This window comes from Polynucleobacter necessarius (genome assembly GCF_900095175.1).
In the GTDB taxonomy this organism is placed as follows: domain Bacteria; phylum Pseudomonadota; class Gammaproteobacteria; order Burkholderiales; family Burkholderiaceae; genus Polynucleobacter; species Polynucleobacter necessarius_I.
The window spans coordinates 1,891,090-1,907,709 of record NZ_LT606946.1; the positions used below are offsets into that span (position 1 = coordinate 1,891,090).

A 16,620-nucleotide genomic window follows, 5' to 3' on the forward strand; every position below is an offset into this window, starting at 1 on the left:
GAATAAACTGGGACTCTTATGAGAAAAAGTGCAATTGATATTTGGGTTGGAATCTTTGTAGCCATTGGTTTGTTGGCTGCTTTGTTTCTTGCATTAAAGGTCGGCAATATGAACGCCGTTTCTTTTGCGCCTACTTACAAAATTTCTGCCAGATTTGACAATATTGGTGGACTCAAGCCACGTGCGCCCGTGAAAAGTGCTGGTGTAGTTGTTGGCCGCATTGCCAATATCTCTTTTGATGACAAGACCTATCAAGCAACCGTCACCATGACGATTGAAGATACTTATAAGTTCCCTAAAGATTCTTCCGCAAAGATTTTGACATCCGGTTTATTGGGTGAGCAATACATTGGTCTTGAGGCTGGAGGCTCCGACGATATGTTGGTTGCCGGAGATAAGATTACTCAGACGCAGTCCGCAGTGGTTCTTGAAAATCTGATCAGCCAGTTCCTGTACAGCAAGGCGGCTGATAGTGGTCAAGACAAAGGCGCAGCAAAATAATGATGCTGGCAAAGCTTAAACGCCTTGTGCTGCTTGGCATAGCGACCGCTATGGTTGGTTGTGCATCAATTCCTGCAGGCGTTGAGCCCTCCCCGCATGATCCTTGAGAGCCGTTTAATCGCTCCGTTTTTGAATTTAACGAGGGCTTAGATGCCTATTTTCTCAAGCCAGTAGTGTCCGGCTATCGCTTTGTTTTGCCTGAGTTTGTGCGTGATGGCATTTACAACTTCTTTAGCAATTACAGTGATATCTATACAGCCCTCCAAAATCTATTGCAGGGCAAGCCAGACTATGCATTTAACGATCTTATGCGAGTAGTGGTCAATACCACTATGGGTTTGGGCGGTCTGATTGATTTGGCAACCTCAGGCGGCCTTGAAAAACATAAAGAAGACTGGGGCCAAACCTTTGGGGTGTGGGGCATTCCATCGGGGCCATATGTTGTTTTGCCATTCTTTGGCCCAAGCAATGTGCGCGACACCTTTGGTACCGCAGCGGATTTAGAGTCAGATTACTTATTTAGGTTATTGCCAGATGTTGCTCTAAGAAATAGCTTGACTGGTCTTAGGGTGGTCAATTCTCGTAATACGTATTACGAGGCTGGTGATTTATTGGATGGGGCGGCTATTGATAAGTACAGCTTTATGCGTGATGCATATATCCAAAGACGTCAATATCAGATTAATGAGGGTCGAGATGATGAAGAGCCATTAATGCCCCCTTATCAAAATCCTTATGAGTAACATTGGCTGATTACATCAGATTGATGAAAAGGCTAAAATGGCCCTCAATCATCAGCCCAGAGCGAGGAAATATGAAAAGCCAAAAACCCATTCAAAAATACTTTGCAGCCTTGCTCTCAGGCTTGTTTTTGTTTGTCGGTAGCGTTTCTGCGCAAGCAGTTGATCAGTCAACGCCAGATGGTTTGATTAAGACTGTAGTCTCTGATGTGATGGCCTCCGTCAAGTCTGATCCAGAAATTCAAAAAGGTAATATTCCACGCATCGTGGATTTAGTGGATAAGAAAATTGTCCCCTATACCGATATGCGCCGCACTACTGAAATGGCAATGGGGCCCAATTGGAAAAAAGCCACCCCAGAGCAGCAGGCTCAATTAGTTTCTGAGTTTAAGAATTTACTGATTCGTACTTACTCTGGTGCTTTAAGCCAATTGCGTGATCAGACAATTCAATTTAAGCTTTTGCGTGCAGCTCCTGACGATAAAGAGGTCGTTGTGAAGACTGTAGTGATTGGTCGTGGCGATCCGATACCTCTCGACTATCACCTAGAAAAAACAGCCAATGGCTGGAAAGTCTATGACATGAACATCATGGGTGTTTGGCTGGTAGAGGCTTATCGCAATCAATTCGCTAATCAGATTAGCCAGAATGGTGTCGAGGGTTTAGTGAAGTTCTTGCAGGATCGTAATAAGCAGCTTGCTGCTGCGAAGCCTGCAAACTAAAGACTACACAAGATTAATCAAAGATAAATATCAGATGCCATTTTTATTGCCTATTTCAGTGACGCAGAGCAACGTTCTGCAGTTGGAAAAAGATGGCCTCTTCAATCTTGCATCATTACAAACTGTTGATTGCATCAATCTCAAGGATTTTGACTCCACCGTGCTAACGGTTTTGTTGGCATGGCAGAAAAAATTACAAGCTGATGGTTTACAGATTTCAGTGAAAAACGCATCAGAAAAATTAACTGTATTGGCTAGCGTGTATGGTGTTGCTGAGTTGCTAGGTTTGTCATAGCATGCATGCAGCAATATCGATAAAAAACGTATCAAAAAATTATGGCGCCCTACAAGCGCTTGATGATGTCTCCTTATCAATAGAGCAGGGCGAATTCTTTGGCTTGCTTGGCCCTAATGGTGCTGGTAAGACAACGCTCATTTCTATTTTGGCTGGCTTAGTGACTGCGGATCGTGGTCACGCTTCAATCATGGGCGCTGATGTTCAGGACCAATTTCGTGATGCACGCCGGATGCTAGGGGTTGTGCCGCAAGAGTTGGTATTTGATCCCTTCTTTACAGTCAGAGAGACGCTGCAATTTCAGTCAGGCTATTTTGGCATTCGTCACAACGATTCATGGATTGACGAGATCATGGCTAATTTGGATCTGACCAATAAAGCCGATAGCAATATGCGTTCCCTATCTGGCGGTATGAAGCGCCGAGTATTGGTAGCTCAGGCTTTAGTTCACCGGCCACCGGTGATTATTTTGGATGAGCCAACGGCAGGGGTTGACGTAGAGTTGCGCCAATCTCTCTGGCAATTCATTAGTCGCTTAAATCAAGATGGCCACACGATTGTCTTAACAACCCATTACCTTGAAGAGGCTGAGGCATTGTGTCAGCGCATTGCCATGCTCAAGCAAGGAAAAATTGTTGCTTTGGACACCACTGCCAACTTATTGAGTCAGTATGGCTCGGTGAAAAAAGATGGTGAGGGTAAGACAGATCTCGAAGATGTGTTTGTCAACATTATGTCGGGAGTCGCTCGATGAAATCCACCTTGAATAAATTACCCATTTCTTATGGCAGCGGCTTCCCAACATTGCTCCGCAAAGAAATTAAGCGCTTTTATAAGGTAGCGTTTCAGACGGTTGCTGCGCCAGTACTCACTGCTGTTTTGTATTTAATGATTTTCGGACATGTGCTGGAAGGCAAAGAGGTCTATGGTCGCTTGAACTACACAGCCTTTTTGATTCCAGGCTTAGTCATGATGAGCGTGTTGCAGAATGCATTTGCGAATACCTCTTCATCACTCATTCAATCGAAGGTGACTGGCAATTTAGTCTTTGTTTTGCTGGCCCCTTTTAGCCACTTAGAGTTTTATGCCGCTTATGTCTTGGCTGCGGTGTTTCGTGGAATTGTTGTTGGCTCAGGCGTGCTGCTAATTACGGCATGGTTTGCTATGCCATCTTTTGAATATCCCTTTTGGATCATGGTATTTGCCCTGTTAGGCGCTGCAATTTTGGGAAGCATGGGTTTAATTGCCGGTATCTGGGCGGATAAATACGATCAACTAGCTGCTTTCCAGAATTTCATCATCATGCCAGCAACAATGCTGTCAGGCGTGTTTTATTCGATTCATTCTTTGCCGGCAGCATGGCAAGTGGTATCTCACTTCAATCCATTCTTCTACATGATCGATGGTTTCCGTTACGGCTTCTTTGGAGTGTCAGATATATCCCCGTGGAATAGTTTGGCGATTGTGACTTGTTTCTTTGTTGTAGTGTCAGCGATTGCTTTGCGCTTACTGCAAAAAGGCTACAAGCTCAAGAACTAGCTGTTGATCTTTCCTTAAATGCGTATTGAAACATTGTTAAGAAATTAGAAATCAGGAGATTGTGATGTTGCCAACCCCAGAGCAAATTGAAGGCTATATTCAGCAAGGCCTTACATGCACCCATGTCAAAGTGGAGGGTGATGGCCAACATTTTTTTGCCACGATTGTGAGTCCAGAGTTTGAGGGTAAGCGTTTAATTCAGCGCCATCAGTTGGTATACGGCGCTATGGGTGACCGTATGAAAGCAGAGGTTCATGCCTTATCAATCAAGGCATTTACTCCTGAAGAATTCGCACAAAACACCCCAACTTAAAATACGACATTAGCTTTTTACTGGAATAGATTCATGGATAAATTACGAATGGTTGGCGGCACTCCGCTTAAGGGCGAAGTGGTGATTGCTGGTGCAAAGAACGCAGCGCTACCCATTTTGTGTGCTTGTTTGCTCACTGACCAGCCCATCATTTTGCGTAATGTTCCCGACTTACAAGATGTGCGGACTATGCTCAAACTCCTCCAGGAGATTGGCGTAACGGTTACTTTTCCAGATGTGAATGATCGTAATTGTGTTGTGCTAAACGCAGCCCATATTAAAAGCTCTGAAGCAACCTACGAGATGGTGAAAACCATGCGTGCCTCGATTTTGGTTCTGGGCCCGTTGCTTGCCAGAATGCATAGTGCCAAGGTTTCTTTGCCGGGTGGTTGCGCTATTGGTGCGCGCCCAGTGGATCAGCACATCAAGGGCTTAAAAGCCATGGGTGCCACCATCAAGATTAAGAGTGGTTACATTCAGGCGGAAACCAAATCTGCCACGGGGCGCTTGCAAGGTGCCTCGATTTTGACGGACATGATTACCGTAACTGGTACTGAAAATTTATTGATGGCTGCCACCTTGGCCTCAGGTACAACGATTTTGGAAAATGCTGCACGCGAGCCTGAAGTGGGGGATTTAGCTGAGTTGCTCGTCAAAATGGGTGCAAAGATCACCGGTATTGGTACAGATCGCCTAGTTATTGAGGGTGTTGAGAAGCTCCACAGTGCAGAACATGCCGTCATTGCTGACCGGATTGAGGCTGGCACATTCTTATGCGCAGTTGCTGCTGCTGGCGGTGAAGTGCTAGTAAAGCGCTGTCGTCCAGATACATTGGATGCGGTGATTGTGAAGCTCAAAGAGGCTGGCTTAGAGATGGAAGTGGGTCCTGATTGGATTAAGGCCTCCATGAAAAGCCGCCCTAAGGCGGTTAGTTTCCGCACTTCTGAATACCCAGCATTCCCGACAGATATGCAGGCTCAACTCATGGCGGTCAATGCGATTGCTGAGGGCAACGCCACCATCACTGAAACCATCTTTGAAAATCGCTTTATGCACGTTCAAGAGATGAATCGCCTGGGGGCTGATATCGCAATTGAGGGTAATACCGCTATTGCGCAGGGTGTTGAGAAGTTATCTGGGGCTATCGTGATGGCTACGGATTTACGTGCTTCAGCCAGCTTGGTAATTGCAGGCTTGGCCGCCCAAGGCGAAACCCAGGTAGATCGGATTTATCACCTAGATCGTGGATATGACCGTATGGAGCAAAAGTTGACCCTCTTGGGGGCCAACATTCAGCGAATCAAGTAAGCCTGATAGATAATTAGTCCATGAAGTTAACTTTAGCCCTCTCGAAGGGGCGCATCTTCGAAGAAACCGCTGAGATCTTATCTAAGATCGGTATTCGTCCGCTTGAGGACCCAGAAAAGTCACGCAAGCTCATTATTGAGACCTCCAATCCTGATGTCCGCCTAATTATTGTGCGTGCTTCAGATGTGCCGACCTATGTTCAGTTTGGTGGAGCTGATTTTGGAGTTGCCGGTCTTGATGTCTTAATGGAAAACGGCACTGATGGTCTGTATGTTCCTTTTGATTTGAACATCGCTAAATGCCGTATGTCCGTTGCCGTTAAAGAAGGCTTTGATTATGCGGTTGCGGTAAAGCAAGGATCTCGTTTAAAAGTGGCCACCAAGTATGTCAATTGTGCACGTGAACACTTTGCTAACAAAGGCGTACACATCGATACGATTCATTTATACGGCTCGATGGAGCTGGCCCCATTGGTTGGCTTGGCGGATGCGATTGTGGATTTGGTGTCCACTGGCAATACCTTGCGTGCCAATGGTTTGGTTGAGGTTGAGCCAATCGCCGATATCAACGCACGCTTAGTAGTTAATCAGGCTTCGTATAAACGAAAGCGTACACAGCTACAGCCATTTTTTGAATTGTTGAAGTAAGTAAATATTCAAATGTCAGCGCAAGTTAAAGTCAAACGCCTTATTAGCAAAAAAGATGTTGGGTTCAAAGAAACCCTGCTTTCAAGTCTATCTTTGCCTATGGCAGATGATGAGGCGATTGATGCCGCAGTAGTCAAAATCTTGGCGCAAGTAAAAGCCAATGGCGACGAGGCAGTGCTTGATTTCGCAAAACAGTTTGATCGCTTGAATGTTCGTAGTGTTACCGAGCTAGAGATTTCTCAAGAAGAATTAAAAAAAGCCTATGAAGGTTTATCAGTAGAGCAAAAAAATGCTCTTGATATTGCTGCGCAAAGAGTGCGCGCTTATCACGAGAAACAAAAGATTGAAACAGGTTGCCACTCTTGGGAATATGAAGAGGCTGATGGCACACGTTTGGGTCAGAAAGTCACGGCCTTAGATCGTGTGGGTATTTATGTTCCTGGCGGTAAAGCGGCTTATCCCTCTTCAGTATTAATGAATGCTATTCCTGCTAAGGTTGCCGGTGTAAAAGAAGTCATCATGGCGGTACCCACTCCTGATGGCGCTCGCAACCCCTTGGTCTTGGCTGCTGCTTATCTATCTGGGGTTGATCGTGTCTTTACGATTGGGGGAGCACAAGCTGTTGGTGCTTTAGCTTATGGCACGCAGACCATTCCACCGGTGGATAAGATTGTTGGGCCTGGTAATGCCTATGTAGCGGCTGCTAAGCGCAGAGTGTTTGGTATTGTTGGCATTGACATGATCGCTGGCCCTTCAGAAATTTTGGTTCTCTGCGATGGTTCTAGCAATTCCGATTGGATCGCGATGGATCTATTTTCTCAAGCAGAGCATGATGAGTTAGCGCAGTCTATTTTGCTTTGCCCAGATGAGAAATTTATTGGGCAAGTACAAACAAGTATTAATAAGCTACTGCCCGAGATGCCAAGAAAGAAAGTGATTGAAGCATCGCTTGCTAATCGTGCTTTATTGATTCAGGTAAGAGATATGGGCGAGGCTTGTGAGATTGCCAATGCCATCGCTGCTGAGCATTTAGAAATTTGTGCAACTGAGCCACGCAAATGGGCTGAGTTAATTCATCATGCTGGTGCTATTTTCATGGGCAACTACACCAGTGAATCTTTAGGCGATTATTGTGCAGGCCCGAATCACGTTTTACCAACAGCCCGAACTGCTCGCTTCTCTTCACCTTTAGGTGTGTATGACTTTATCAAGCGCTCAAGCATGATTGAAGTGAGTGAAGCGGGTGCTCAAACATTAGGCGCTGTCGCTAGTACGCTCGCTCACGGTGAGGGTTTAACGGCTCATGCCCGTGCTGCTGAGATGCGTCTTAAAAAATAATTCAGTAATAAATAAAAGTATTAACGCGGCTAAGCTAGCTTAAGGGCTAGCCAGAATTTCTTTCAGAGCAGCAATCAACTCATTCGTTTGATCGTTAGTGCCGATGGTGATGCGCAAAAACTCTTCAATACGCGGCGACTTGAAGTGACGCACAATAATTCCACGATCTCGTAAGGCTTGATAGAGCTTTGCACCGGCATGCTTAGGATGACGGGTAAAAATAAAGTTGGCTGTTGATGGTAGGGTATCAAAACCTAGTGAGGCTAGTTCGCCCACTAAGCGCTCACAAGTGTGGATTACTTTTTTGCAGGTAGATTCCAAATGGGCCTGATCTTGGATTGCAGCAATTGCTCCTGCTTGAGCCAAACGACCAAGTGGATAGGAGTTAAAACTATTCTTCACTCGCTCTAAGCCTTCAATCAATGCTGGGTGGCCTACTGCAAATCCAACGCGAAGCCCTGCTAGGGCTCGTGACTTGGAAAGGGTATGAACGACTAAGAGGTTTTGAGGGCAACTGTTTCCGCGAAGCAGGGGAATGCAGGATTCGGTCCCGTAATCTACGTAAGCTTCATCGATCACCACGACTGAATCGGTATTTCTGCTCAGAAGAGCTTCGATATCTGATCGTGGAATAGCGCGACCAGTTGGGGCATTGGGATTGGGGAAAATGATTCCACCATTGGGGGTTTTGAAATCCCCCGTCTGAATCTCAAAATCAGGGCCTAGGGGGACTGCTTGATACTCAATCCCAAATAACTTGCAATAAACCGGGTAGAAGCTATAGGTAATATCCGGAAACTGAACGGGTTTGGCTTGTTTGAGCAGGCCTAAAAATATGTGTGCCAGGACTTCATCAGAGCCATTGCCTAAAAACACCCGTTTTGGGTCCAAGCCGTGTAAATCAGCAATGGCCTTCTTCAGGGCGGCACCTTCGGGGTCTGGATAAAGCCTTAAATCATCCGTGTTTTGTTGATTTATGGCGGCTAGGGCCTTGGGCGATGGGCCACAAGGACTCTCATTGGTGTTGAGCTTTACCAGTCGCTGCATTTGCGGCTGCTCCCCGGGAACATAGGGGGTGAGGGTCTGAACAACGGGGCTCCAAAAGCGGCTCATGAGGGACTCTAGTCAAAAAACAGCAAAATTGAATAAACACCAGCAAATAAAATCGGCATTTATATCTATAATAGGAATGATATTATGAGGCTTCAATCAACACTTCGCCTCGCGGCGCACTGAAGCATGCGGCAAGCCGACGTTACCCGAAACACTTCGGAAACCAAAATTCAAATTGCTATCAATTTAGATGGCACTGGTAAAGCTGAGCTAGCCTCTGGCGTACCCTTCCTTGACCACATGTTGGATCAAATTGCCCGTCACGGCATGATTGACCTCAAAGTCGTCGCAAAAGGCGATACCCATATTGATGATCACCATACCGTTGAGGATGTGGGGATTACCTTGGGTCAGGCATTTGCTAAGGCAGTAGGCGATAAAGCAGGCATCACTCGCTATGGCCATTCTTATGTGCCTTTGGATGAAACTCTTTCTCGCGTAGTGATCGATTTTTCTGGCCGCCCAGGCTTGGAGTTCAACGTCCCATTTACCCGTGCTCGTGTTGGCGACTTTGATGTGGATCTGAGTATTGAGTTCTTCCGTGGCTTTGTAAACCATGCTGGAGTAACTTTACACATCGATAACTTACGCGGCATTAATGCTCATCACCAGATTGAAACCGTATTCAAGGCTTTTGGATGTGCATTGCGCATGGCTCTGGAGCTCGATCCACGCGCATCTGGCGTTGTTCCTTCTACTAAGGGCAGTCTCTAATCTAGAAAATTTCTAGTGTTGAGTAGAAGACTGTCAACAAACTACAGAACATAGGCTAACAATTGGCGCAAACCATTGCGATCGTTGACTACGGAATGGGTAATCTACGTTCCGTGCATCAGGCCTTTCATCATGTGGCTCCGGATGCGAATGTCCTGATTGCACAGACCCCAGAAGAAATCCTATCCGCTGAGCGGGTAGTGCTTCCAGGGCAAGGCGCCATGCCCGATTGCATGAAGCATCTTGAGGAGTCTGGTTTATTGGAGGCGCTATTAGAGGCCGCTAAAAATAAACCCTTACTAGGTGTTTGTGTGGGTGAGCAAATGCTATTTAATCAAAGCGCTGAAGTGCGAGCCAACTCTAGTGCCGCCTGGACACCTTGCTTGGGATTGATTCCTGGTGAGGTCAGACGTTTTGAATTGGCTGGCAAATTACAGCCAGATGGTTCTGCCTACAAAGTACCCCATATGGGTTGGAACCAAGTACGTCAGGATCGTCGGCACCCAATATGGGATGGCATCCCAGATTTAACTAGTTTTTATTTTGTACATAGCTACTATGTTGTGTCGCAACGTAAAGAAGGTATTGCGGGCTCAACCGAATATGGTGATTGGTTTACTTCTGCCGTTGCAAGGGATAATATTTTTGCAACACAATTTCATCCGGAAAAGAGTGCAGAATACGGATTAAAGCTCTACAAAAATTTTGTTTCTTGGCAACCTTAATACTTCTCTAAGCTACCGCTATGCTGCTGATTCCCGCGATTGACCTAAAAGATGGCCACTGTGTTCGACTCGAACAAGGTGACATGGATAAAGCTACTGTGTTTTCTGAAGATCCAGGTGCGATGGCTGCACATTGGATTGCTAAGGGCGCGCGTCGTTTGCATCTCGTCGATTTAAATGGCGCATTTGCTGGCAAGCTGAAGAATGAGTCTGCGATTAAGTCGATTCTCAAGGCGGTTGGTGATGAGATTCCAGTTCAGCTGGGTGGTGGTATTCGTGATCTAGAAACGATTGAACGTTTATTGGATGACGGTATTAGTACAGTCATTATTGGTACTGCAGCAGTAAAGAGTCCTGGCTTTGTACAAGATGCCTGCACTGCCTTTCCTGGTCACATCATGGTGGGACTGGATGCCCGCGATGGCAAAGTTGCAACAGATGGTTGGAGCAAGATCACCGGCCATGAAGTCATTGATTTCGCCAAAAAGTTTGAAGATTACGGTGTTGAAGCAATCATCTATACCGACATTGGCCGCGATGGCATGATGAAGGGTATCAATATGGATGCCACGATTAAATTAGCTCAAGCCATTCGTATTCCAGTGATTGCTAGTGGTGGTTTATCTAGTAATCAAGATATTGAAGCCTTGTGTGAAGCCGAAGCTGAAGGCGTCATGGGTGTTATTGCCGGACGCTCAATTTACGCAGGCGATTTAGATTTAACTGAAGCACAAAAATATGCTGATGAGTTAACTCTGAAGTTTTCTAAAAAAATTATTTAGATTGCTCAATAGTGCTCACTAAACGAATTATTCCTTGCCTGGATGTCACGGCAGGACGCGTTGTGAAAGGCGTGAACTTTGTTGGGCTTCGTGATGCGGGCGATCCTGTGGAGATTGCCAAGTGCTATGACACACAGGGTGCTGACGAGTTAACCTTTTTAGATATCACGGCAACTTCAGACGGTCGCGATCTGATATTGCACATCATTGAAGATGTTGCATCTCAAGTATTTATTCCTTTGACTGTTGGTGGTGGTGTGCGCGCGGTAGCTGACGTGCGCCGTTTGCTTAATGCAGGCGCTGACAAGGTGAGTATGAATTCATCCGCAGTAGCAAATCCAGACCTGGTGTCGGATGCAGCTGCATATTACGGTTCGCAGTGCATCGTTGTTGCTATTGATGCCAAGAAAACGGAAGCAGGCAATTGGGAAGTCTTTACCCATGGAGGTAGAACTGCGACCGGTATGGATGTCGTTGCATGGGCTTCTGAAGTGGCGAAGCGTGGTGCTGGAGAAATTCTTCTCACCAGTATGAATCGTGATGGCAGTAAAGATGGTTTTGATTTGGGGTTAACTGCCGCGGTGAGTGATGCGGTGAGCGTTCCAGTGATTGCCTCTGGCGGCGTGGGTAATTTGCAGCACTTGGTCGATGGCATTACCAAAGGCCATGCTGATGCAGTTCTGGCAGCCAGTATTTTTCATTATGGTGAATACGCTGTGGGTCAAGCAAAAGAATATATGGCAAGCCAAGGCATTCCTGTTCGCATTTAAGTGCAGATAGATCCACTAAGAAAATAATTCGAAGATGAACATGAAAAATTCCTTCACTCCAGTTGACTCCTTAGAGGCCGGTGTATGGCTTGATGCCGTAACCTGGAATGAGCAGGGCTTAGTTCCGGTAATCGCTCAGGAAGTCGGCAGTAAAGATATTTTGATGATGGCTTGGATGAATCGCGACGCCCTGTTGGCAACCTTGCGTTTGGGCGAGGCAGTGTATTGGACGCGTTCTAGGCAAAAGTTGTGGCACAAGGGTGAAGAGTCTGGCCATACTCAAAAAGTAAAAGAAATCCGTCTTGATTGCGATAGCGATACGATTTTGCTGATGATTGAGCAAAAAGACGGTATTGCTTGTCACACCGGCGAGCACAGTTGCCTCTTTCAGAGGTGGGATTCAGCCCAATCCACCTGGGTTGACGAGTCTAAGGGCCTTAAATAGCCCATCCCTCGTCTACCTGCTAATAAAAGACATAAAATTACCTGATGACTAGTTCAGCGAATACCCCTTCTAATTTAGATGCTGCTTTGGCCCACTTGGCTGACGTAGTTGATCGGCGGCGCGATGCGTTTAAGGCTGGCCAGGTCGATCCTAAGACTTCTTACACAGCCTTACTCTTCTCTAAGGGTGATGATGGAATTTTGAAGAAGATTGGAGAAGAGGCTACCGAAGCAGTCATGGCTGCCAAGGATGCTCGAAATGCCAATTTAGCCCCTGAGCAACAAAAGCTCTTGGTAGGCGAGATGGCAGACCTCTGGTTTCATTGCCTAATTGCCCTTTCTCAGTTTGGTTTGAGACCAGAGCATGTGATTGCTGAGCTGGAGCGCCGTCTCGGCACTTCAGGCATCGAAGAAAAAGCCGCCAGAAAAGCAGCAAGCAAGGAGTAATTGATGCCCCACGACCCAAATTGCCTATTTTGTAAGATTTCCAAAGGTGAAATCCCATCCCAAAAGGTGTACGAGGATGAGGAGATTTATGCCTTTAAAGATATCAATCCTGCCGCTCCTGTCCATTTTTTGATGATTCCTAAAAAACATATCCCTATACTGGAATCTGCAGAAGTGGCTGATGCGCCATTGCTAGGTAGAATGATGGAATTAGCACCGCGTCTCGCCAAGGAGCAGGGTTGCCGTCCTGGAAAAGATGGTGGCTTTAGATTGGTAGTGAATAATGGTGCAGATGGTGGGCAAGAGGTTTATCACTTGCATTTGCATGTGATGGGCGGTCCGCGCCCCTGGAAAAAATGGTCCGAGGAGATTAAAAATGGGTTCATTTAGCATTTGGCATTGGTTAATTGTTTTAGTAATCGTGATGTTGGTATTCGGTACCAAAAAATTGCGCAATATCGGCACCGATTTAGGTGGCGCTGTTAAAGGTTTCAAAGATGGCATGAAAACGTCTGAGGGAGCTGAAGAGTCGCAAGACAAAGCTAAGGAACAAATTCAAAGTGCTGCTACATCACCAGAGAAGACTGTGGATGTTCAGGCAAAAGACATCAATAAATAATTGTTGATAGAAATAATGCGTAGCTGCAATGATTGATCTCGGAGTTTCAAAGCTTGCACTCATTGCAGTAGTTGCATTGGTAGTGGTCGGCCCGGAGCGACTTCCAAAAATTGCCCGTATGGCGGGTAACTTATTTGGAAGAGCGCAGCGCTATATGGCTGATGTCAAATCCGAAGTCAGCCGTCAGATGGATGTAGAGGAATTCAAGAAACTCCGTGAAGAAAGTGTCTCCGCCTTTAAAGATGTTGAGAACTCCATTCAATCTGCTACTCAAGAGGCTGGTGCTAATCTTAGCGATCAAGCAGACATCTTTGAAAATCATTTTACGAGAGCTCCTCTTGATGAAAAAGAAGTGTTGCAAAAATCGATACGCCAAGGTCGTAAGAGTTGGGGTGTGAAGCGCGCTGCGAGACCGGTCTGGTTTAAGCATTCCACTGGTATGCGTACAAGAGTGCAATCTGGTGCTGCACGGATGAAGCGCTTTCACCACAGCGCGGGCAAATAAATTAGCCCAAAGAAAAGTAAATACGAATATCAATGACGCAAAATAATTCAACAAAAGATTCCGGCCTACAAGAATCCTTCTTATCGCACTTATTTGAGTTGCGTGATCGCATCATCAAGTCGGCGATAGCAATCATTGCGGTGTTCGTTTGCTTAGTTTATTGGGCGCCAGATATTTTTCATTTGTTTGCCAAGCCACTACTTCAAGCATTACCTGCTGGCGGCAAGATGATTGTTACTGATGTGACGGGTTCATTCTTTGTGCCCATGAAAGTCACCATGTTGGTTGCTTTTTTAATTGCTCTGCCAGTAGTGATGTATCAGTTATGGGCATTTATTGCGCCTGGCCTCTATCAGCACGAGCGTAAGTTAATAGTACCTTTGGTCATCAGTAGCTATAGCCTGTTTATTTTTGGGATGGCTTTTGCTTACTTCTTAGTCTTCCCAACGGTATTCCAATTCATGGCTAGCTATAACGCCCCCTTAGGCGCTGAAATGTCTACTGATATTGATAAATACCTTGGCTTTGCAATGACAACCTTTTTGGCCTTTGGCATTACCTTTGAGGTTCCGGTTGTTGTGGTGGTGCTGGTTCGCATGGGCATGGTCCCGCTAGCCAAACTTAAAGAGATTCGTCCTTATGTGATTGTTGGCGCTTTTGTGATTTCAGCAATTGTGACGCCACCAGATGTGCTGTCTCAACTACTCTTAGCTGTGCCAATGTGCTTGCTCTATGAGCTCGGGCTTCTGATCGCTCGTTTTTATGTCCCAAAAGTCTCAGAAGATGAGTCTGATGACATGAACGATAGCGAATCTAAAAGCTCAGATACTCAAGCCACTGTTTGATCTTGTGAGAAGGTAGTAGTTAGCCACTCAGTTACTCGATCAAATCGATAGCGTCTTTGTCTTAAATTACCCTCTAAGTCAGATTCACTCCCAGCAAATATTTTTCCTGCTGCAAGCAAGGAGCGACGTTGCTGAGTGGTATCAATCTGAATTAATCTAGGCAGTATCTTTGGTAGCTCGTGGCGAATGTCGACAACGACACAATGCTCATGTTGAAGTTGACCTACCTCACACAATAGCAGCTCAGCTTTGCTTAAGTTAAATTGATTGGCAATGATCAGTCGGTGGCATAGCAGGATCCACTCTTCATCTAATTTGTGTTCAGCATGATGGTTTAGTGCCTTTTCAGCATAAGTAGCTAATTCAAACCAATCATTGTTCTTTGGACTGGAGACATTCTCCAGAATCTTTTCAAGCAATTCTTTTGCTTCGGGAACACCTTGTTGGTGGGCTTGCCAAATCCAATAAGAAGCTTGTAGGCCGCGAACCTTCTCTTCAACTTTTTCGCGTTTACGCCAGAGGTTTGCGCCTCTTTTGAATTGAGCCACTGGATGACCTAAATCTGCCGCACGATCAAGACAGCGATCACTCTCAGCCGCGTTGTATCCAGAGAACTGCGGACGGCGGTAAATTTCACCTAAAGCAAACCAAGCATCACGATCACCATCCTTCGCCGCAAGCTCTAACCAGTAGGCTGCTTTTTTGAGGGGGGCATTGGATTTGCTACCACCCACCCCAATCACATCTTTCTCAGCAGAATCAACTTCATTGAATTGCGCTAGGCGTAATCCCAGTGTGAGTTTGGCAATCGTCAGCCCAAGTTCTGCTGCTTGTATCAGTGCTGCCTCATTTTTATCTGACAGCCAAGCATTCCAAAGAGAGGAAAGTGCTTCATCTTTTGACTGCAGTTTGATGAGTAATTCTTTTGCGCTACCAGTAAACGGAGTTTCTGATTCTGCTAAGCTCAATAAAAACTCTTTTGCTTTCTTTTGCAGAGACAGAAAGTCATCACCATCTTTGCCTTGCTTCAAAAGCCAGTTAGAGAGCTCAGTTTGTAAGTCTTTTTTAGCAGGATTCAGTAAAAGTTCTGCAAGCTGCCATTGCGCTGAGTAACTTGCATCAATATTGGCCTTAGCTAACCTCCAGAATGCTTCCCAGCCAAAAGCAAATGCCGGTGAATTAAATGTTTCCTCCAGTGGAACAGTCGAGATTTGCTCCAGCATCTCCAAAATCTCTGGGGAAGAACTATCCAAGTCAGAAAATTCAGCATCACTTGAGCTCAATTGGCTAACTAATTGATTTTGAATAGAAAAATAGGATTTTTCTAGCCAAATTAGGGCATTAGCAGGCTGGATTGGGGTTTTAAAGGCGCCTGTAAGGTAAGCAGAGGCTAAATTTTGTTGCGCAGAAACGTCACCAATGCGGGCTAATTGGAGGATTTTTAGGAATTCACGGCTTGCCATATGACAATTTTGGCATTCCAGGCCTCAAAAAGACAGAAATCAAAGCCCTTGTTGCCCTGATACAACGAAGAAAGCCAAAAAACTGTCTTTTGACAAGCAAAAAGAGCTCCTAAATACCCTGACCCTCAGTCTGGCACGGTAAAACAAGCAAAATTCGTAGGTCCCAGTTTTATTTGGGCATTACTTTCAATTTATGGAGATTTAAAGAATGAAAAAATCGCTATTAGCAGTTGCAGCAATGACAGCATTTGCTGGCGCAGCTCAAGCTCAGTCATCAGTGACTGTTTACGGTATTTTGGATGTTGGTTACATCGGTGGTAACGCTAAAGATGGTTCCGGTAACGCTGAAACTTTTAACCAAATTGGTCAGCCTGGAGAAAATACTTCACGTTTAGGTTTCAAGGGCACTGAAGATTTAGGCGGCGGTATGTCTGCTTTCTTCACGGTTGAAACTGATTTAACCCCAGAAGGCCCAAATTTTTCAGGCCTTTCTAACCGCCAAACTTTTGTTGGTTTAGGCAAAAAAGGTGTTGGTAAAGSYKCTATTGGTACYCAGTACACTTTGATGCATGATGCAACTGGCGCAACTTCTGCCGGCCAAAACAATAACATCATTGGTGACGTTATTTATCCAAAGAATACCAACTTGGGTGGTGTGGATAGTAATGCAAACGGTAATACTATTGGCTATATCTTACGTGCCGCAAATGCATTGAAATTTAACTCTGATAAGTTTGCAGGTTTTGGTGTAAATGCTTTCTACAGCTTGAATAATAGAAATGAAAATCAA

At 45.5% G+C, this 16,620-nt stretch carries 21 protein-coding genes and 2 pseudogenes; 21 read left to right on the forward strand and 2 right to left on the reverse strand.

Annotation, left to right across the window (positions count from 1 at the left end):
• The first annotated feature begins 18 nt into the window (after positions 1 to 18).
• The 10 genes and pseudogenes from mlaD (at position 19) to hisD (ending at position 7,403) form a co-directional block, all read left to right on the forward strand.
• Positions 19 to 501, forward strand: coding sequence for an outer membrane lipid asymmetry maintenance protein MlaD (mlaD, locus tag DXE44_RS09920; protein WP_114654255.1), 483 nt, complete (start codon positions 19 to 21; stop codon positions 499 to 501).
• A 119-nt stretch (positions 502 to 620) separates the two neighbouring features.
• Positions 621 to 1,244: pseudogene (locus DXE44_RS09925) on the forward strand (MlaA family lipoprotein); the annotation flags it as partial.
• Between the two features lie 71 nt (positions 1,245 to 1,315).
• Positions 1,316 to 1,963 carry an MlaC/ttg2D family ABC transporter substrate-binding protein gene (locus DXE44_RS09930; protein WP_114654436.1) on the forward strand — a complete coding sequence of 216 codons (648 nt, stop codon included), beginning with the start codon at positions 1,316 to 1,318 and terminating at the stop codon, positions 1,961 to 1,963.
• A 34-nt stretch (positions 1,964 to 1,997) separates the two neighbouring features.
• A complete protein-coding gene (locus tag DXE44_RS09935) occupies positions 1,998 to 2,258 on the forward strand; it encodes an STAS domain-containing protein (protein WP_114654256.1) in 261 nt (86 codons plus the stop codon).
• A 1-nt stretch (position 2,259) separates the two neighbouring features.
• A pseudogene (locus tag DXE44_RS09940) lies at positions 2,260 to 2,943 on the forward strand (ABC transporter ATP-binding protein); the annotation flags it as partial.
• Between the two features lie 65 nt (positions 2,944 to 3,008).
• Positions 3,009 to 3,797, forward strand: coding sequence for an ABC transporter permease (locus tag DXE44_RS09945; protein ID WP_114654258.1), 789 nt, complete (start codon positions 3,009 to 3,011; stop codon positions 3,795 to 3,797).
• A gap of 64 nt (positions 3,798 to 3,861) precedes the next feature.
• Positions 3,862 to 4,110, forward strand: a complete 249-nt coding sequence (locus tag DXE44_RS09950; protein WP_114654259.1) for a BolA family protein — start codon at positions 3,862 to 3,864, stop codon at positions 4,108 to 4,110.
• 33 nt (positions 4,111 to 4,143) lie between these two features.
• Complete coding sequence (murA, locus tag DXE44_RS09955) at positions 4,144 to 5,418, forward strand: UDP-N-acetylglucosamine 1-carboxyvinyltransferase (RefSeq protein ID WP_114654260.1); 1,275 nt, start codon at positions 4,144 to 4,146, stop codon at positions 5,416 to 5,418.
• Positions 5,419 to 5,438: 20 nt separating this feature from the next.
• The gene (gene hisG, locus DXE44_RS09960) at positions 5,439 to 6,065 is read left to right on the forward strand and encodes an ATP phosphoribosyltransferase (RefSeq protein WP_114654261.1); all 627 of its coding nucleotides are present in this window, start codon (positions 5,439 to 5,441) and stop codon (positions 6,063 to 6,065) included.
• A 12-nt stretch (positions 6,066 to 6,077) separates the two neighbouring features.
• Positions 6,078 to 7,403 (forward strand): histidinol dehydrogenase, encoded by a 1,326-nt coding sequence (gene hisD, locus DXE44_RS09965; RefSeq protein WP_114654262.1) that lies wholly within the window; start codon positions 6,078 to 6,080, stop codon positions 7,401 to 7,403.
• A gap of 39 nt (positions 7,404 to 7,442) precedes the next feature.
• On the opposite strand, the gene hisC is transcribed toward hisD, so the two are convergent.
• Positions 7,443 to 8,516 carry a histidinol-phosphate transaminase gene (hisC, locus tag DXE44_RS09970; RefSeq protein WP_114654263.1) on the reverse strand — a complete coding sequence of 358 codons (1,074 nt, stop codon included), beginning with the start codon at positions 8,514 to 8,516 and terminating at the stop codon, positions 7,443 to 7,445.
• A gap of 126 nt (positions 8,517 to 8,642) precedes the next feature.
• Here hisC and hisB point away from each other — a divergent pair, with 126 nt between their 5' ends.
• The 10 genes from hisB to tatC all read left to right on the forward strand — a co-directional run bounded on the left by hisB (position 8,643) and on the right by tatC (position 14,367).
• The gene (hisB, locus tag DXE44_RS09975) at positions 8,643 to 9,230 is read left to right on the forward strand and encodes an imidazoleglycerol-phosphate dehydratase HisB (protein WP_114654264.1); all 588 of its coding nucleotides are present in this window, start codon (positions 8,643 to 8,645) and stop codon (positions 9,228 to 9,230) included.
• A 62-nt stretch (positions 9,231 to 9,292) separates the two neighbouring features.
• Positions 9,293 to 9,955, forward strand: a complete 663-nt coding sequence (hisH, locus tag DXE44_RS09980) for an imidazole glycerol phosphate synthase subunit HisH (RefSeq protein ID WP_114654265.1) — start codon at positions 9,293 to 9,295, stop codon at positions 9,953 to 9,955.
• Between the two features lie 20 nt (positions 9,956 to 9,975).
• Positions 9,976 to 10,737, forward strand: a complete 762-nt coding sequence (gene hisA, locus DXE44_RS09985; RefSeq protein ID WP_114654266.1) for a 1-(5-phosphoribosyl)-5-[(5-phosphoribosylamino)methylideneamino]imidazole-4-carboxamide isomerase — start codon at positions 9,976 to 9,978, stop codon at positions 10,735 to 10,737.
• 11 nt (positions 10,738 to 10,748) lie between these two features.
• Entirely contained in the window at positions 10,749 to 11,507 is a 759-nt protein-coding gene (gene hisF, locus DXE44_RS09990) for an imidazole glycerol phosphate synthase subunit HisF (protein WP_114654267.1), read from the forward strand.
• Positions 11,508 to 11,547: 40 nt separating this feature from the next.
• Positions 11,548 to 11,952 carry a phosphoribosyl-AMP cyclohydrolase gene (hisI, locus tag DXE44_RS09995; RefSeq protein WP_197712886.1) on the forward strand — a complete coding sequence of 135 codons (405 nt, stop codon included), beginning with the start codon at positions 11,548 to 11,550 and terminating at the stop codon, positions 11,950 to 11,952.
• Positions 11,953 to 11,996: 44 nt separating this feature from the next.
• On the forward strand, positions 11,997 to 12,398 hold the full coding sequence (locus tag DXE44_RS10000; RefSeq protein ID WP_114654269.1) for a phosphoribosyl-ATP diphosphatase: 402 nt from the start codon (positions 11,997 to 11,999) through the stop codon (positions 12,396 to 12,398).
• Between the two features lie 3 nt (positions 12,399 to 12,401).
• A complete protein-coding gene (locus DXE44_RS10005; RefSeq protein WP_114654270.1) occupies positions 12,402 to 12,788 on the forward strand; it encodes a histidine triad nucleotide-binding protein in 387 nt (128 codons plus the stop codon).
• Entirely contained in the window at positions 12,775 to 13,017 is a 243-nt protein-coding gene (gene tatA, locus DXE44_RS10010) for a Sec-independent protein translocase subunit TatA (protein ID WP_114654271.1), read from the forward strand. Before DXE44_RS10005 ends, tatA begins: the two co-directional genes overlap by 14 nt.
• Before the next feature lie 28 nt (positions 13,018 to 13,045).
• Positions 13,046 to 13,522: a Sec-independent protein translocase protein TatB gene (gene tatB, locus DXE44_RS10015; RefSeq protein WP_114654272.1), complete on the forward strand. Its 477-nt coding sequence runs from the start codon at positions 13,046 to 13,048 to the stop codon at positions 13,520 to 13,522.
• 32 nt (positions 13,523 to 13,554) lie between these two features.
• Positions 13,555 to 14,367 (forward strand): twin-arginine translocase subunit TatC, encoded by an 813-nt coding sequence (tatC, locus tag DXE44_RS10020; RefSeq protein ID WP_114654273.1) that lies wholly within the window; start codon positions 13,555 to 13,557, stop codon positions 14,365 to 14,367.
• Here the strand turns inward: tatC and DXE44_RS10025 are convergent.
• Positions 14,352 to 15,830 (reverse strand): tetratricopeptide repeat protein, encoded by a 1,479-nt coding sequence (locus DXE44_RS10025; protein ID WP_114654274.1) that lies wholly within the window; start codon positions 15,828 to 15,830, stop codon positions 14,352 to 14,354. The two genes, tatC and DXE44_RS10025, sit on opposite strands and share 16 nt — an antisense overlap.
• Positions 15,831 to 16,038: 208 nt before the next feature.
• On the opposite strand from DXE44_RS10025, the gene DXE44_RS10030 reads away from it, so the two are divergent.
• On the forward strand, positions 16,039 to 16,620 hold a 582-nt coding region (locus DXE44_RS10030; RefSeq protein ID WP_162785917.1), incomplete at its 3' end, for a porin.

Coding starts and splice junctions, on each gene's coding strand:
- tatA (WP_114654271.1), top strand. CDS start 12,775: ATGGGTTCATTTAGCATTTGGCATTGGTTAATTGTTTTAGTAATCGTG.
- DXE44_RS09935 (WP_114654256.1), top strand. CDS start 1,998: ATGCCATTTTTATTGCCTATTTCAGTGACGCAGAGCAACGTTCTGCAG.
- hisB (WP_114654264.1), top strand. CDS start 8,643: ATGCGGCAAGCCGACGTTACCCGAAACACTTCGGAAACCAAAATTCAA.
- hisD (WP_114654262.1), top strand. CDS start 6,078: ATGTCAGCGCAAGTTAAAGTCAAACGCCTTATTAGCAAAAAAGATGTT.
- DXE44_RS10025 (WP_114654274.1), bottom strand. CDS start 15,830: ATGGCAAGCCGTGAATTCCTAAAAATCCTCCAATTAGCCCGCATTGGT.
- murA (WP_114654260.1), top strand. CDS start 4,144: ATGGATAAATTACGAATGGTTGGCGGCACTCCGCTTAAGGGCGAAGTG.
- tatB (WP_114654272.1), top strand. CDS start 13,046: ATGATTGATCTCGGAGTTTCAAAGCTTGCACTCATTGCAGTAGTTGCA.
- DXE44_RS09950 (WP_114654259.1), top strand. CDS start 3,862: ATGTTGCCAACCCCAGAGCAAATTGAAGGCTATATTCAGCAAGGCCTT.
- DXE44_RS10000 (WP_114654269.1), top strand. CDS start 11,997: ATGACTAGTTCAGCGAATACCCCTTCTAATTTAGATGCTGCTTTGGCC.
- hisG (WP_114654261.1), top strand. CDS start 5,439: ATGAAGTTAACTTTAGCCCTCTCGAAGGGGCGCATCTTCGAAGAAACC.
- DXE44_RS10005 (WP_114654270.1), top strand. CDS start 12,402: ATGCCCCACGACCCAAATTGCCTATTTTGTAAGATTTCCAAAGGTGAA.
- DXE44_RS09945 (WP_114654258.1), top strand. CDS start 3,009: ATGAAATCCACCTTGAATAAATTACCCATTTCTTATGGCAGCGGCTTC.
- DXE44_RS09930 (WP_114654436.1), top strand. CDS start 1,316: ATGAAAAGCCAAAAACCCATTCAAAAATACTTTGCAGCCTTGCTCTCA.
- mlaD (WP_114654255.1), top strand. CDS start 19: ATGAGAAAAAGTGCAATTGATATTTGGGTTGGAATCTTTGTAGCCATT.
- tatC (WP_114654273.1), top strand. CDS start 13,555: ATGACGCAAAATAATTCAACAAAAGATTCCGGCCTACAAGAATCCTTC.
- hisC (WP_114654263.1), bottom strand. CDS start 8,516: ATGAGCCGCTTTTGGAGCCCCGTTGTTCAGACCCTCACCCCCTATGTT.
- hisI (WP_197712886.1), top strand. CDS start 11,548: ATGAAAAATTCCTTCACTCCAGTTGACTCCTTAGAGGCCGGTGTATGG.
- hisA (WP_114654266.1), top strand. CDS start 9,976: ATGCTGCTGATTCCCGCGATTGACCTAAAAGATGGCCACTGTGTTCGA.